The sequence below is a fragment of the Cronobacter universalis NCTC 9529 genome (assembly GCF_001277175.1).
In the GTDB taxonomy this organism is placed as follows: domain Bacteria; phylum Pseudomonadota; class Gammaproteobacteria; order Enterobacterales; family Enterobacteriaceae; genus Cronobacter; species Cronobacter universalis.
Genome location: NZ_CP012257.1, coordinates 3,155,615 through 3,171,290, shown reverse-complemented (window position 1 = coordinate 3,171,290; position 15,676 = coordinate 3,155,615). Strand labels below are relative to the sequence as shown.

At 60.4% G+C, this 15,676-nt stretch carries 9 protein-coding genes; 5 read left to right on the top strand and 4 right to left on the bottom strand.

Features of this window, described 5'->3' with window-relative positions; translation table 11 throughout:
• Positions 1-27 precede the first annotated feature (27 nt).
• From AFK65_RS14615 to AFK65_RS14600, 4 genes are all read right to left on the bottom strand, one after another.
• Positions 28-801: a MurR/RpiR family transcriptional regulator gene (locus tag AFK65_RS14615; protein WP_007700594.1), complete on the bottom strand. Its 774-nt coding sequence runs from the start codon at positions 799-801 to the stop codon at positions 28-30.
• On the bottom strand, positions 801-1,649 hold the full coding sequence (gene sseA, locus AFK65_RS14610; protein WP_007700593.1) for a 3-mercaptopyruvate sulfurtransferase: 849 nt from the start codon (positions 1,647-1,649) through the stop codon (positions 801-803). The genes AFK65_RS14615 and sseA overlap by 1 nt, the downstream gene beginning before the upstream one ends.
• A 92-nt stretch (positions 1,650-1,741) precedes the next feature.
• Positions 1,742-3,106 (bottom strand): 6-phospho-alpha-glucosidase, encoded by a 1,365-nt coding sequence (locus tag AFK65_RS14605; RefSeq protein ID WP_007700592.1) that lies wholly within the window; start codon positions 3,104-3,106, stop codon positions 1,742-1,744.
• A 12-nt stretch (positions 3,107-3,118) separates the two neighbouring features.
• Entirely contained in the window at positions 3,119-4,663 is a 1,545-nt protein-coding gene (locus tag AFK65_RS14600) for a PTS transporter subunit EIIC (RefSeq protein WP_007700589.1), read from the bottom strand.
• 322 nt (positions 4,664-4,985) lie between these two features.
• Between AFK65_RS14600 and AFK65_RS14595 the strand changes: the two genes are divergently transcribed.
• The 5 genes from AFK65_RS14595 to rodZ all read left to right on the top strand — a co-directional run bounded on the left by AFK65_RS14595 (position 4,986) and on the right by rodZ (position 15,659).
• The gene (locus tag AFK65_RS14595) at positions 4,986-9,935 is read left to right on the top strand and encodes an alpha-2-macroglobulin family protein (RefSeq protein WP_038856522.1); all 4,950 of its coding nucleotides are present in this window, start codon (positions 4,986-4,988) and stop codon (positions 9,933-9,935) included.
• Positions 9,936-9,945: 10 nt separating this feature from the next.
• Positions 9,946-12,279 carry a peptidoglycan glycosyltransferase PbpC gene (gene pbpC, locus AFK65_RS14590; RefSeq protein ID WP_115185107.1) on the top strand — a complete coding sequence of 778 codons (2,334 nt, stop codon included), beginning with the start codon at positions 9,946-9,948 and terminating at the stop codon, positions 12,277-12,279.
• A gap of 166 nt (positions 12,280-12,445) precedes the next feature.
• Positions 12,446-12,877, top strand: coding sequence for a nucleoside-diphosphate kinase (gene ndk, locus AFK65_RS14585; protein ID WP_007700580.1), 432 nt, complete (start codon positions 12,446-12,448; stop codon positions 12,875-12,877).
• A gap of 180 nt (positions 12,878-13,057) precedes the next feature.
• Entirely contained in the window at positions 13,058-14,224 is a 1,167-nt protein-coding gene (locus tag AFK65_RS14580; protein ID WP_007700574.1) for a bifunctional tRNA (adenosine(37)-C2)-methyltransferase TrmG/ribosomal RNA large subunit methyltransferase RlmN, read from the top strand.
• Between the two features lie 418 nt (positions 14,225-14,642).
• Positions 14,643-15,659: a cytoskeleton protein RodZ gene (rodZ, locus tag AFK65_RS14575; protein ID WP_038856523.1), complete on the top strand. Its 1,017-nt coding sequence runs from the start codon at positions 14,643-14,645 to the stop codon at positions 15,657-15,659.
• Positions 15,660-15,676 lie beyond the last annotated feature (17 nt).

Here is a 15,676-nt window from a genome sequence, read left to right as displayed (position 1 = left end):
AAGCGGCGCGGCCTGCGGGCCGCGCCGTTACGCCTGCGCCTGTAACAGCAGCAGGTCGATAAGCATCACCAGATTGGATTCAAACGAGGTGATCCCCGCCGCTTCGGCGGCGAAATGGATAGCCTCGTCATAGAGTGGAAAATGCAGCCCGGACAGCGCCGCCAGCGGATTTGGCGACGCGCGGGTAAACGCCACCACCTCCATACCGACATTGCGGGCGATGCGCGCTTTGTCGAGCACCTGCTCTGTTTCGCCGCTGCGCGATACCGCAATAAACACTTCATAGCGCGCCGCATTGCTGAGAAAAATATTACGGCTGTCGCCGGGGCCGGAGATAAACGCCGTCTTGCCGAGCACCTGCAACTTTTTGGTCAGATATTCCGCGAAGAGATACGAAAACCCCGCGCCGTAGAGAAAAAACCGCTCCTTTTCCCGCAATAGTTCGCTGAAAGCGGCGATCTTTTCGGGCGTCACCCAGCGAAAGGTCTGCTGATAATTGTCGACAAAGCGGTTAAACAGGGCGGGCAGGGCGTCGGGCGCGGCGTCGGGTTTGATGGCGAGATGGGGCGTGTCAGTGAGCAGTTGCTTACAGTGCCAGATCAGCTCGCTGTAACCGCTGAAGCCAAGCTTATGGCACAGCCGCATGATGGTGGCGGTGGAGACAAACGTCTCCTGCGCCAGCTCCCGCACCGTGATATTCCCCACCCGCAGCGGATGCGCGGTCAGGTGGGAAAGTACGCGATACTCGGCGCGGGTCAGCGACTCGCCGCGCATCAGCAGCGGCGTCAGGCGGTTATCCATTATGACGCTGGTTCGATGGGCAGATCGTCGCGCGCGCCCCATTCACTCCAGGAGCCGTCATAGAGCTTCACGTCGCTGGCCTCAAGGGTGGCGAGGGCGAGCATCACGACCGCCGCCGTCACGCCGGAGCCGCAGCTGGCGATAATCGGGCGATGCAGATCCACGCCCTGGGCTGCGAATATTTCGCGCAGTTCGTCGGTGGTTTTCAGCTGGCCTTTGACCACCAGATCGGTCCACGGCACGTTCAGCGCGCCGGGAATATGGCCGCGCCGCAGGCCCGGTCGCGGCTCGTCGGCTTCGGCGTTAAAGCGCGCCGCCGGACGGGCGTCAACAAGCTGTGCGGTTTTCTCATGGCTCGCCAGTAAGACATCGGTCAGGCGTTTGACCAGCCCGTCGTCAAATTTGGCTTCAAAGTCGCCTTCCGGCGCGTCGACCATACCTTCTTCCAGCGGCAAACCGTCGCGCTGCCATTCGGCAAGGCCGCCCGCCAGAATCGACACATTTTGTACGCCGAAAGCGCGCAGCATCCACCAGGCGCGCGGCGCCGAGAAGAGGTTGCCTTCATCATAGACAATCAAATGTTTGTCGTGGCTGACGCCCAGTTCGCGCATCGCGACCGCGAACGCTTCCGGGCGCGGCATCATATGGGGCAGGGGCGTTGAATGATCGGACAGCGCTTCGATATCGAAAAAGCGCGCGCCGGGAAGATGGCCCGCGCGATACTCTTGCGCCATATTGCGCAGGTGCTCCTGGCCCGCAGGGGCCATACGGGCGTCGAGGATCTGAATTTCCGGGTCGTCGATATGCTCTGCAAGCCAGCGGCTCGCGACAAAAAAGGATGTGGACATGGCGTTCTCCGTGTCATCGCTGAGAAACGGATTGTCAGCGCTTTTTCACCTCGCCACAAGCCATCATTATTGATGTCGCGAGCAGGCTCCGGTTATGACGCCGCTTCTCCGTTGACCCAGGCTTTTTGCAGCGCCGGCCAGTAATCGCGGTTCGCCTCAATCATGTCATCAAGGATCGCTTTGGCGTGCTGCATCGTGGGGACAGTACGGTTAAGTGTAAACGCCTGCAGCGCTTTTTCGTAACTGCCTTCCAGTGTGGCTTCTACCAGCAGTTGCTCGGAGGCGAGCTGCTGCATCAGCAGCGTCTGGTGGAACAGCGGCACCGCGCCCATGCGCACCGGCTCCGGCCCGGCGGCGGTGATATACGCCGGCACTTCCACCATCGCGTCGTAAGGCAGGTTGGCGATAGCGCCTTTGTTTTCGACAATCACCAGATGCCGCTGGCGTAAATCGAACGCCAGCGAGCAGGCGACATCGACAATAAACGCGCCGTGAACGCCTACGTGGAACGCATCCGGCAGAATGCTGGTACGCTTGTACTCTTCCGCTGCCGCGAACAGTTTTTTCTCGCGCCCGTCCATCACTTCATTGGCGCGGGTGTAATCCGGGTTCTGGTGCTCAACGATGTCGTTTGGCATCAGGTAATACTGTAAGTACGGGTTCGGCAGATAATCCGGGAAGTGATCCATAATCGGCTTAATGTTGCGCCAGGTTTTCACCCATGACGGATCGGAGTGCTGCGGATCGGTCTGGGCCGCGTCTTCGGTCAGCAGGCCGAATTTCGCGATATGACGGCGCAGCGCGGGGAGTTGATCTTCGCCATCCACCAGCACGCGGGTGAACCAGCCGAAGTGGTTCAGGCCGAAGTAATCCACCTCAAGCTTATGCCGGTCGACGCCGAGAATCGCGCCCATGTTGCGCATCGCCGCCACCGGCATGTCGCAGATATTCAGCACGCGGGCGGTGGGGCGCAGGCGTCGCACGCCTTCCGCCACAATCGCCGCCGGGTTGGAGTAGTTCACAATCCAGGCCTTGCTGTCGGCGTAGCGTTCCACCATGTCGATAAGTTCTACCATCGGCAGAATGGTGCGCAGCCCGTAAGCGAGACCGCCAGGTCCGCAGGTTTCCTGGCCCACCACGCCGTGACGCAGCGGGATTTTTTCATCCTGCTCGCGCATTTTGTACTGGCCGACGCGCATCTGGGCGAAGACAAAATGCGCGCCGCTGAACGCCACTTCCGGGTCGCTGGTGGTCGTGAATTTAATGGTCTGGCTGTGATCGCGGATCACTTTCTCCACCACCGGCGCGATCGTCTCCTGACGCGCGCTGTCGATGTCATAGAGACGAATTTCGGCGAGCGGAAAATCGCTTAAGCGCACCATCAGGCTTTTCACAATACCCGGCGTATAGGTGCTGCCGCCGCCGGCGATAGCAAGAATAAAGGGAGGTTTCAACATCATCGGCTCCTGTCAGAGAAACATTTCGACTGCTTCACGCATTTTTTTCACATGCAGTCCGTAGACCACCTGAACGTTATTACCTTGTTTAATCACCGCTTTCGCGCCGGTTGATTTCAGGCGCGGCTCATCGATGGTGGCCACGTCGCGCACCGTGACGCGCAGACGGGTGTAACAGTTATCCACCACTTCGATATTGGCCCGGCCGCCCAGCCCTTCGATAATCGCCTCGCCCAGACCGTCGTTTGCGCCTTTCGCCTGGTATTCCTGTTTGCTGTAGAGGCGCGTCTCCTGGTCGTCATCCTCGCGGCCCGGCGTTTTCATGTTGAAGCGCAGGATCAGGAAGCGGAACACGGTGAAGTAGAGCACCGCCATAATCAGCCCCACCAGCAGATACATCGGCCAGTTCGATTTCGTCGTGCCGAGCGGCAGGTTGTAGAGAATGAAATCGATAATGCCGTTAGCGCCGATGGCGTGAACGTCCAGCAGATAGAACAGCATCATGCCGATGCCGGTCAGCACCGCGTGCACCACAAACAGCAGCGGGGCGATAAACAGGAATGAAAATTCGATAGGTTCGGTAACGCCTACCAAAAGCGACGTCAGCGCCGCCGGGATCAGAATCGCTTTGGCGGCGGCCCTGCGCTCTGGTTTGGCCGTCATATACATCGCCAGCGCCGCCGCGGGCAGGCCGAACATTTTGCTGATGCCGCGCGCGTCCCAGACCACGGTTGGGCTTAACTGCGTGACGGAAGGGCAGGCCATCTCGGCAAAGTAGATGTTGCGCGCGCCCTGGTAGACCGTACCGCAGACGTCCTGAGTGCCGCCGAGTTCGGTATAGAGAAACGGCGTATAGACCAGATGATGAAGACCTGTCGGCACCAGAATGCGCTCCAGGAAGCCGTACACCGCCACGCCAAACGGGCCTGCGCCTTTAATCGCCAGCGCCATCGCGCTGATGCCGTGCTGGGCGAAGGGCCAGATCTCACTCATCACTACGCCTAATACCATCGAGACGGGCAGCATAATGATGGCGACAAAGCAGTGGCCGGAGTAAATCGCCATCGCGCCTGAGAACTGCACGCCGGAGTAGCGGTTATAGAGCCAGCCGGAGAGCGCGCCGGTCAGAATGCCCGCGAACACGCCCATCTCCAGCACCTGCACGCCAAGCACCATGCTTTGCCCGGCCGCGCGCATCTGATCGGCCGGCGCCAGTTCGCCCTGCAACTGTAGAGTCACATTCATGGCGTTAATAAAAACAATAAACGTCACCAGCCCCGTCAGCGCCGCGTAGCCTTTGTCGCGCGCCGCAAGACCAATGGGAATGCCGACGGCGAAGACCAGCGCCAGGTTCGCCAGCACCGAGACCGCCGATTTGGCGATAAGCTGGCCAGTGTGCTGCAGCGCCGGATGGCCGAGAAACGGCAGATAACCCGCAAGGCTGCCGTTCCCCAGTACGTTGCCGAAGGCGATAAAAAGGCCGACAATCGGCAGGATTAATACCGGTCCGTAAAGGGACTTGCCAAAGTTTTGTAGGGCGTTTACGGCGTATCTCATTTAGCTCTCTCTTTTTTATCGTCTGGCTAAACCACCTGATGTGCGGAGGCACCGCTCAAAGGTAGCAACCCGCCGCCGGAAGAATCCAGTTATCTGATTGTTTTAAAAACAAATAACTCAAAAAGTAACATGTAACGTTACGCACTGTGATCGCGGTAACATCCGGGGGAGGAGGGGAGAAAACCAGGGTTTTGCAGGCCGTTGCAGAGAATTTGCAAAGCATCCTCCGCTATTTATTTTTGGTGGTTTTTTTTTGTCACAGCTTTTAAGCATAATAGCCGCCGTTACCGGAAACCGACGGCCACTACGGCCAGGGAAAACTATGAAACAACTGCGTCTGGCTGTCATCGCGACAGCATTACTGGCGTCTTTCACTCTCGGCGGGTGCGACGACAAGGAGAGTGCTTCCGCCGGCTCCGCCGCGCCTGCGTCTCAAAGCAGCGCCCCGGCGCCGCAGGCAAAGCCCCAGGCGGCGGACCTGCAAAAACTGGCGCAGCAGAGCGCCGGCAAACCGCTCAAATTACTGGACGCCTCAGAGGTTCAGCTTGATGGCGCCAGTACGCTGGTGCTCACCTTCTCGGTGCCGCTTGATCCCAACCAGGATTTCGGCCGCGTGGTGCATCTTGTCGATAAGAAAGAGGGCAAGGTGGACGGCGCGTGGGAGCTTGCGCCGAACTTAAAAGAGCTGCGCCTGCGCCACCTTGAGCCGAACCGCGAACTGGTGCTGAGCGTCGATCGCGAACTGCTGGCGCTCAATAAAGCCACCTTTGGCATGGCGTATGAGAAAGCCCTGACCACGCGCGATATCGCGCCGAGCGTCGGCTTCGCGAGCCGCGGCTCGCTGCTGCCGACCAAAGTCGTGCAGGGGCTGCCGGTGATGGCGCTCAATATCTCAAGCGTCGACGTTAACTTCTACCGCGTGAAACCGGAATCGCTGGCGGCGATGGTCAGCCAGTGGGAGTACCGGAATTCACTCAGCAACTGGGAATCAGACCAGCTGCTGAAAATGGCGGATCTGGTCTACACCGGGCGTTTTGATCTCAATCCGGCCCGCAACACGCGCGAAAAACTGCTGCTGCCGTTAAGCGACATCAAGCCGCTGCAACAGCCGGGCGTCTATCTGGCGGTAATGAACCAGGCGGGGCATTACAACTACAGCAACGCCGCGACGCTCTTTACGCTGAGCGATGTGGGCCTCTCGCTGCACCGCTACCACGACCGCATGGATATCTTCACCCAGAGCCTGGAGAACGGCGCGGCGCAAAGCGGCGTCGAAGTGCGTCTTCTGAATGACAAAGGGCAGACGCTGGCGGAAGCGACCAGCGACAACACCGGTCATGTGCGTCTGGATAACCCGAAAGAGGCGGCGCTGGTGCTGGCCCGTATGGGCGAGCAGACCACGATGCTCGATCTCAACCTCCCGGCGCTGGATCTGGCCGAGTTTGATATCGACGGCGATCGCGGCTACAGCAAACAGTTCTTTATGTTTGGCCCGCGCGATCTTTACCGCCCGGGTGAGACGGTCATCGTCAACGGTCTGCTGCGCGACAGCGACGGCAAACCGCTGACGGCGCAGCCGGTGAAATTCGAAGTGGTGCGCCCGGACGGCCAGGTGGCGCGCACGCAGGTGGTGGAGCCGAATAACGGGCTTTATCAACTGACCTGGACGCTGGATGCGCAGGCGGCGACCGGCCAGTGGGTGATCCGCGCCAATACCGGCGACAACCAGAACCGCAACTGGCTCTTCCATGTGGAAGACTTTATGCCGGAGCGGATGGCGCTCAACCTCAACGTGCAGAAAACGCCGCTGGCGCCTTCTGATACCGTCAATTTCGGTATTGAAGGCCACTACCTCTACGGCGCGCCTGCGGCGGGTAACAGTCTGCAGGGCCAGCTTTATCTGCGTCCGCTGCGTGACGCGGTGGCGCAACTGCCGGGCTTCCAGTTCGGCAATATCGCGGAAGAAAACCTCTCCCGCAGCCTGGATGAAGTGCAGCTCAATCTTGACGACGCGGGTGTCGCGCAGGTCGCTACCGAAAGCCAGTGGCAGGATGCGCGCTCGCCGCTGCGCCTGATTTTGCAGGCGAGCCTGCTGGAATCGGGCGGCCGCCCGGTCACCCGTCGCGTCGAACAGGCCATCTGGCCTGCCGATGCGCTGCCAGGCATCCGCCCGCAGTTTGGTGAGAAAGCGGTCTACGACTACCGCACCGACGACACCGTCAGTCAGCCGATGGTCGATGAAAACGGCAATGCCGGTTTCGATATCGTCTATGCCAACGCGCAGGGCGAAAAAGTCGCCGTGAAGGGCCTGAAAGTGCGTCTGGTGCGCGAGCGCCGCGACTACTACTGGAACTGGTCAGATTCTGAAGGCTGGCTGTCGCAATTCGATCAGAAAGATCTGGTGGAAGCCGAGCAGACTATCGATCTGGCGGCAGGCGAAACCGGCAAGGTGAGCTTCCCGGTGGAGTGGGGTTCTTACCGTCTGGAAGTGGTCTCGCCTGATGAACTCGTCAGCAGCGTGCGCTTCTGGGCGGGTTACAGCTGGCAGGACAACAGCGAGGGCACCAGCGCGCCGCGCCCGGATCGCGTCACGCTGAAAATCGACAAACCGTTCTATCAGCCAGGCGACACCATCAAGCTGCATATCGCCGCGCCAGCCGCAGGCAAAGGCTACGCGATGGTGGAATCCTCTGAAGGCCCGCTGTGGTGGCAGGAAATCGACGTGCCGGAGAAGGGGCTCGATCTGGAGATCCCGGTCGATAAAGCCTGGAAACGCCACGATCTCTATCTCAGCACGCTGGTAGTGCGCCCTGGCGATAAATCCCGCTCCGCGACGCAAAAACGCGCGGTCGGCCTGCTGCATCTGCCGATGGGCGATGAAAACCGTCGCCTGAACCTGGCGCTGGAAACGCCAGCGAAAATGCGCCCGGACAGCACGCTGTCGGTAAAAGTGAAAGCCAGCGTGAAAAACGGCGAGCTGCCGAAGCAGATCAACGTTCTGGTGTCGGCCGTGGACAGCGGCGTGCTTAACATCACCGACTACGTCACGCCGGATCCGTGGCGCGGCTTCTTTGGCAAGAAACGCTATGGCGCCGATATCTACGATATCTACGGCCAGGTGATCGAAGGCCAGGGCCGTCTGGCGGCGCTGCGCTTTGGTGGCGACGGCGACGAGCTGAACCGCGGCGGCAAACCGCCGGTCAACCACGTCACTATCATCGCCGAACAGGCGGTGCCGGTGCAGTTAAACGACCAGGGCGAAGGCACAATTACGCTGCCTGTCGGCGACTTTAACGGCGAACTGCGCGTGATGGCGCAGGCCTGGAGCGACGACCGCTTCGGCAGCGGCGAAAGCAAAGTGATTGTGGCGGCGCCCGTGATTGCCGAGATGAGCACGCCGCGTTTCCTCGCGGGCGGCGATACCTCGCGCCTGGCGCTGGATGTCACGAACCTGACCGAACAGCCGCAGCAGCTTAACGTCACCTTTAGCGCCAGCGGCCTGGTGCGCCTGGACGGGCAGTCTACCCAGCAGGTGAACCTGAAAGCGGGCGGGCGTACGACGCTGTTTGTGCCGGTCGCCGCCAGCAACGGGTTTGGCGACGGCGCGGTGCAGGCCCAGATCACGGGCCTTTCGCTGCCGGGCGAGCGTTTCGCGCCCATCAACCGCGAGTGGAAAATCGGCGTGCGTCCGGCGTATCCGGCGCAGACTATCAACAGCGGCGCGATGCTGCGCGCAGGCGAGATCTGGACCGTACCGGCGTCGCATCTGCAGGGGCTTAACGCCTCCACGCTGGAAGGCCGGTTGCTGTTAAGTGGCCGTCCGCCGCTTAACATCGCCCGCTACATTGAAGAGCTGCGCGCCTACCCTTACGGCTGCCTTGAGCAGACTACCAGCGGTCTGTTCCCGTCGCTCTACACCAATGCCGCGCAGCTCAAAGCGCTTGGCATTAAAGGCGACACCGATGAACAGCGCCGCGCGGCGGTGGATATCGGCATTGCGCGTCTGCTGGAGATGCAGCGCGAAGAGGGCGGTTTCGGGCTGTGGGATAAAGAAAGCCCGGAAGAGTACTGGGCGACGGCCTATGTGACCGATTTCCTGGTGCGCGCCGGCGAGCAGGGCTACAGCGTGCCGGCCGAGGCGCTGAATAACGCCAACGTGCGCCTGCTGCGTTATCTCCAGGATCCGGCCACCATCGCGCTGCGTTACAGCGAAAACAACGCGGCCTCGCGCTTCGCGGTGCAGTCCTATGCCGGACTGGTGCTGGCTCGTCAGCAGAAAGCGCCGCTCGGCGCGCTGCGTGACCTCTGGGAGCATCGCGCGCAAGCGGGCGGCGGTCTGCCGCTGGTGCAGCTTGGCGTGGCGCTGAAACTGATGGGCGATGCGCCGCGCAGTAAAGCCGCGCTGGATCTGGGGCTCAAAACCGAGCGGCCGCGTAACGATGTCTGGATAGGCGACTACGGCAGCGATCTGCGTGACGATGCGCTCAAGCTGAGTCTTTTGCAGGAATATAACCTGCAGGCTGACACACAGAGCTCTCTGCTTAACGCGCTCTCCGATGAAGCGTATGGCAAGCGTTGGCTCTCGACGCAGGAAAGCAACGCGCTGTTCCTGGCGGGCCGCAATCTGGTAAACCAGCCGGGGAACTGGCAGGCGCAAACCACGCTGGCAGGACAGTTCATGAGCGGCGACAAAGCGCAGAGCGTGGCGCTCAACGCCGATCAGCTTGGCGCGTTGCAGGTCACTAACACGGCCCAGACCCCGCTCTGGCTGCGTCTTGACAGCCAGGGCTACCCGGACGTCGCGCCGCAGCCATCGAGCAACGTGTTGCATATTGAGCGTCACTACCTCAACAGCAAAGGCGAGTCGATTTCGCTCTCAAATCTCAAGAGCGGCGAACTGGTGCTGGTGTGGCTTGACGTTTCAGCCAGCAAAACGGTGCCTGACGCGCTGGTGGTCGATCTCCTCCCGGCCGGGCTGGAGCTTGAAAACCAGAACCTGGCGAACGCCAGCGCCAGCCTGAGCAGCGCGGGTGAGGCGAGCGATCTCATCAACCGGATGCAGCAGATGGATATTCAGCATATGGAGTTCCGTGACGACCGCTTCGTCGCGGCGCTGCCGGTAAACGAAGGCGTTAACGCCACGCTGGTCTATATGGCGCGCGCCGTGACGCCGGGCACCTATAAAGTGCCGGCGCCGCAGGTCGAGTCGATGTATGTGCCGCAATGGCGTTCGACCGGTGCGACGATTCCTGCGCTGACCATCAACCCCTGACAGGTGAGCTGTGATTAAAAGCCTGTGTAAAAGGCGCCGCCGCTGGATAATTCTGGCGGCGGCGCCGCTTTTATTGTGCGCTGCGCTGTGGCTTGCCGATAAGTGCTGGCCGCTGCCGTTGTATGAAGTGCAGCCCGCGCGCGTGGTGGTGGCCCAGGACGGCACGCCGCTGTGGCGTTTTGCGGACAAAAACGGCATCTGGCGCTACCCGGTCACCATTAACGATGTCTCGCCGCGCTATCTTGAGGCATTGCTGAATTACGAAGATCGCTGGTTCTGGCGTCACCCCGGTATTAACCCGCTCGCGATCGCGCGCGCGGCCTGGCAGGATCTGCGCTCCGGCTCGGTTGTCTCCGGCGGCAGTACGCTCACCATGCAGGTGGCGCGACTGCTGGATCCTCACCCGCGCACGTTCGGCGGCAAGCTGCGCCAGGTATGGCGGGCGATGCAGCTCGAATGGCATCTCTCCAAAGCCGAGATCCTCACGCTCTATCTGAATCGCGCGCCGTTCGGCGGCACGCTACAGGGAATCGGGGCCGCCAGCTGGGTATATCTCGGCAAGCCGCCATCAAGACTGAGCTATTCCGACGCCGCGCTGCTGGCGGTACTCCCGCAGGCTCCAAGCAGGCTTAGGCCTGACCGCTGGCCGGATCGCGCGCAGGCGGCGCGCGACAAAGTGCTGCGCCGCATGGCGACGCAGGGCGTCTGGAGTGAAAAACAGGTGCGCGAGTCGCTGGAAGAGCCTGTATGGCTGGCTCCTCGCCAGATGCCGCAGCTCGCGCCGCTGCTCTCAAGGCGGCTGGTGACGCAGCGTCGCGACACCAAAATCACCACTACGCTTGACGCTGCTTTACAACGCCAGCTTGAAGATCTGGCGCTGAACTGGAAAGGCCGCCTCCCGGCGCGGACGTCGCTGGCTATCCTGGTGGTCGATCACACCACCATGGAAGTGCGCGGCTGGGTCGGTTCGGCGGATATCAAGGACGACGCCCGTTTTGGTCATGTCGATATGGTGACGGCGATTCGTTCACCTGGTTCGGTGCTCAAGCCTTTTGTTTACGGACTGGCGCTGGATGAGGGGCTTATTCATCCGGCCTCGCTGTTACAGGATGTGCCGCGTCGCTTCGGCGACTACCGGCCAGGCAATTTCGACAGCGGTTTTAACGGGCCGGTGAGCATGAGCGAGGCGCTGGTGCGGTCGCTGAATCTGCCCGCCGTTCAGGTGCTGGAAGCCTACGGGCCGAAGCGCTTTACGGCGAAGCTGCGTAATGTCGGGCTGGCGCTGCGTTTTCCGCCGACAGCGCAGCCAAGCCTTGCGGTGATCCTGGGCGGCGCGGGCGCAAGGCTTGATGAGATTGTGGCGGCCTATAGCGCCTTCGCCCGTCACGGCCAGGCGGCGCGTCTGCGCGTGGTGAAGGGCGATCCACTGGTGGAACGTCCGCTGATGTCGCCGGGCGCGGCATGGATTATCCGCCGCATCCTTGCGAACGAGGCGCAGCCGCTGCCGGACGGCTCGCTGCCGCAGGTGGTGCCGCTCGCCTGGAAAACCGGCACCAGCTACGGTTATCGCGATGCCTGGGCCGTCGGCGTGACGTCGCGTTATCTGATTGGCGTCTGGACCGGCCGCCCGGATGCGACGCCGGTCGCCGGACAGTTTGGTTTCGCAAGCGCCGTGCCGGTGCTGAACCAGGTTAATAACCTGTTGCAGGCGGGGGCCGCCTCGGCGGTGCAGCAGGCGAGACAGCCGGTGGATCCGCGCCCGGCCTCGGTGTCGGCTTGCACCATCTGCTGGCCGGGCGGGCAGCGCTTACCGGCGGGTGACAGCAACTGCCGCCGCCGGTTGTCGACGTGGCTTCTTGATAACAGCGAACCGCCGACGCTGCTTGCCGAAGGGCAGGAGGGGAGCCGGGGCATTCAGTTCCCGCTGTGGCTTAACGCGAAGGGCGAGCGGGTGGCGGCGGATTGTCCGCATGTTTCTGAAAGCCGTCTGCTGCTCTGGCCGCTGCCGCTTGAACCCTGGCTACCGCCCGGCGAGCGGCGAGCGGCACGTCTGCCGCCGGTCTCGCCGCAATGTCCGCCGGTGCATCAGCAGGATCTGGTACCGCTGCTGCTCACCGGCGTAAGCGAAGGGGCTGTGCTGAAACGCCTGCCGGGGCAGGCTGCGCTGTCGCTGCCGCTGCGCAGTCAGGGCGGCGGCGGGCGTCACTGGTGGTTTTTAAACGGCGAACCGCTCGATAAAGAAGGCGACAGCGTGACGCTGACCTTTGATAAAAGCGGCGATTATCAGGTCTTGCTGATGGATGAAGCGGGGCAGATTGCCGCCGCGCGGTTCCGGGTGGAATAAGCAATGACGGGTAAAAGCGCGCTTACGGCATGAACTGTTGCCAAAGCTAATATTATTTTAAAAAAATGTTACCCCTGACGGTAGGCAAGGCTTTCGATGCTCATTATAATCGCCGCCAATTCTAAACTTGCCTGTCGGGCAAACAGAACAACTTACAGAGGTTATCATGGCAATTGAGCGTACTTTTTCCATCATCAAGCCGAACGCAGTCGCTAAAAACGTTATCGGCAGCATTTTCGCGCGTTTTGAATCCGCTGGCTTTAAAATCATCGGCGCTAAAATGCTGCACCTGTCCGTTGAGCAGGCGCGCGGTTTCTACGCTGAGCACGAAGGCAAACCGTTCTTTGACGGTCTGGTGGAATTCATGACCTCTGGTCCGATCGTGGTTTCCGTACTGGAAAGCGAAAACGCGGTACAGCGTCACCGCGATCTGCTGGGCGCCACCAACCCGGCGAACGCGCTGGCAGGCACCCTGCGCGCTGACTACGCAGACAGCTTCACCGAAAACGGCACCCACGGTTCCGATTCCGTTGAATCCGCTAACCGCGAAATCGCGTACTTCTTCGGCGAAGGCGAAATCTGCCCGCGCACTCGCTAATCAGCGAAACGGCAAAGCGACATTTACATTTTATTTTCATGATGTCGCTTTAAGCCGTGGCGTCACTGCCATAGAATTTGTACAATGCTGCGCCCCGGATGAGCCTGCTCTGACCGGGGCGTTTCTTTTTTATCAACCCTCCAGAGGCCGTAACGTGTAACAACGAGGCCAGGATCGAATATGTCTGAACACATTGTCACGCCTGAGGATGCCTCAGCGGCGCCTGCTATTAAATCTGAAAAAATTAACCTCCTCGATCTGAACCGCCAGGCGATGCGCGAGTTCTTCAAAACGCTGGGTGAAAAGCCGTTTCGCGCCGATCAGGTGATGAAATGGATGTATCACTACTGCTGTGATGATTTCGATGAGATGACCGACATCAACAAAGTGCTGCGCGGCAAGCTCAAGGAAGTGGCGGAAATCCGGGCGCCGGAAGTGGTCGAAGAGCAGCGCTCTTCCGACGGCACCATTAAGTGGGCGATCGCGGTCGGCGATCAGCGCGTCGAGACGGTCTATATTCCTGAGGATGACCGCGCCACGCTGTGCGTTTCCTCCCAGGTGGGCTGCGCGCTGGAGTGCAAATTCTGTTCGACGGCGCAGCAGGGCTTTAACCGCAACCTGCGCGTGTCGGAGATTATCGGCCAGGTGTGGCGCGCGGCGAAAATCATCGGCGCGGCGAAAGTGACCGGTCAGCGTCCTATCACCAACGTGGTGATGATGGGTATGGGCGAGCCTCTGCTGAACCTGACCAACGTCGTCCCGGCGATGGAAATCATGCTCGACGATTTCGGCTTTGGGCTCTCCAAACGCCGCGTCACGCTCTCTACCTCCGGCGTTGTGCCGGCGCTGGATAAGCTTGGCGATATGATTGACGTCGCGCTGGCTATCTCTCTGCATGCGCCGAACGATGAAATTCGCGATGAAATTGTACCGATCAACAAAAAGTACAATATCGAAACGTTCCTGTCGGCCGTGCGTCGTTATCTCGACAAATCCAACGCCAACCAGGGCCGCGTGACTATCGAATACGTCATGCTGGATCATGTGAACGACGGCACTGAACATGCGCATCAGCTGGCGGAGCTTCTGAAAGATACGCCGTGCAAGATCAACCTGATTCCGTGGAACCCCTTCCCGGGCGCGCCGTATGGCCGCAGCTCCAACAGCCGTATCGATCGCTTCTCCAAGGTGCTGATGAGCTACGGTTTCACTACGATCGTGCGTAAAACGCGCGGTGACGATATCGACGCGGCTTGCGGACAGCTGGCGGGCGACGTTATCGACCGTACCAAGCGCACCATGCGCAAGCGTATGCAGGGTGAGCCGATCGCCGTTAAAGCCGTCTGACAGGCAGCGAAAAGCCGGTGAGGTCACGCGAGCAGGCTATCGCGTGACCACTTTCAGCGCGGGCGCAGCGATTGCTGCGTAAAGAAGCGCGCACGGTAAATAATTACGGTGCGTTTCTCTGTGCTTTGAGGCAGTATGTAGCGTCGCAACAACATGTTAGCTGGGGCTTTCTGGCTTATCTGGCGTCACTTAACAGACACCGGATAAAAAGCTGGCTATGGTTAACTAACGTTTCTGATTATCGTCTGCGGCTTTATGCTGTTTGCGGCGTTAAAATAGGGAAACGGGTAACGGATGACGCACGGTGCGTGTATCCGATGAGAATGATTTCGCGGTATGGGCAGACAGGACAGCGAAACGTTGTCTTATTCCTGCCGGTGCCAGTTCCTAATGAAAACAGTACCAGCAGTTGTAGCTAATGAATACTGAAGCCACTCACGAAGAAAATGCATCACATACCACGGGTGAACGTCTGCGCCTGGCCCGTGAACAACTGGGACTCAGCCAACAGGTTGTGGCGGAACGTTTATGCCTGAAGGTGTCGACGGTTCGCGACATCGAAGAAGACAACGCGCCTGCCGATCTGGCTTCCACGTTCCTGCGCGGGTATATCCGTTCTTATGCGCGTCTGGTGCATGTCCCGGAAGACGAACTGCTTCCGATGCTCGCTAAACAGGCGCCGGTGAGAACCGCTCAGGTCGCGCCGATGCAAACTTACGCGCTCGGCAAAAGCCGTAAAAAACGCGACGGCTGGCTGATGAGTTTTACCTGGCTTGTGCTTTTTGTGGTGGTCGGCCTGACGGGCGCCTGGTGGTGGCAAAACCACAAAGCGCAGCAGGAAGAGATCAGCACGATGGCAGATCAGTCCAGCGCCGAGCTGAGCCAGAACGCGGCCAACAGCCCGCAATCCGTTCCTCTGAATACCGATACCACCGCTGACGCGTCGCAGGAGCAGGCGACGCCGCCTGCCGATCTGCCGTCTGGCGATACGCAGAACACCGCGTCTAACAACCCGCAGCCGACGCCGATGCCGTCGCCAAATACGGCGAGCCAGCAGCCAGTGGTGGTGCCGCCGAGCCAGGCGAACACCGACACCGCGGCGCAGCAAAATACGACGCAGCCGGCGCAAAGCCAGTTGCCGGTAGGCCAGGCCTCTACGGCGCCTGCGGCGGACGCTAACGCGCTGGTGATGAATTTCACCGCCGATTGCTGGCTTGAAGTCACCGACGCGACCGGTAAGAAATTGTTCAGCGGTCTGCAACGTAAAGATACTAATCTGAACCTGTCCGGTGAGGCGCCGTACCGCCTTAAAATCGGCGCGCCGTCGGCAGTGCAGATTCAGTACCAGGGCAAACCGGTGGATTTGAGCCGTTTTATCAGAACTAACCAGGTTGCGCGTCTGACCCTCAATGCCGAACAATCAGTAACGCAGTAACAGACGGGCAATGAGGG

Bases quoted from the DNA above. Each gene is read 5' to 3' on its own strand.
- AFK65_RS14615 (WP_007700594.1), bottom strand. From the start codon at position 801: ATGGATAACCGCCTGACGCCGCTGCTGATGCGCGGCGAGTCGCTGACC.
- AFK65_RS14600 (WP_007700589.1), bottom strand. From the start codon at position 4,663: ATGAGATACGCCGTAAACGCCCTACAAAACTTTGGCAAGTCCCTTTAC.
- AFK65_RS14595 (WP_038856522.1), top strand. From the start codon at position 4,986: ATGAAACAACTGCGTCTGGCTGTCATCGCGACAGCATTACTGGCGTCT.
- AFK65_RS14580 (WP_007700574.1), top strand. From the start codon at position 13,058: ATGTCTGAACACATTGTCACGCCTGAGGATGCCTCAGCGGCGCCTGCT.
- ndk (WP_007700580.1), top strand. From the start codon at position 12,446: ATGGCAATTGAGCGTACTTTTTCCATCATCAAGCCGAACGCAGTCGCT.
- AFK65_RS14605 (WP_007700592.1), bottom strand. From the start codon at position 3,106: ATGTTGAAACCTCCCTTTATTCTTGCTATCGCCGGCGGCGGCAGCACC.
- sseA (WP_007700593.1), bottom strand. From the start codon at position 1,649: ATGTCCACATCCTTTTTTGTCGCGAGCCGCTGGCTTGCAGAGCATATC.
- rodZ (WP_038856523.1), top strand. From the start codon at position 14,643: ATGAATACTGAAGCCACTCACGAAGAAAATGCATCACATACCACGGGT.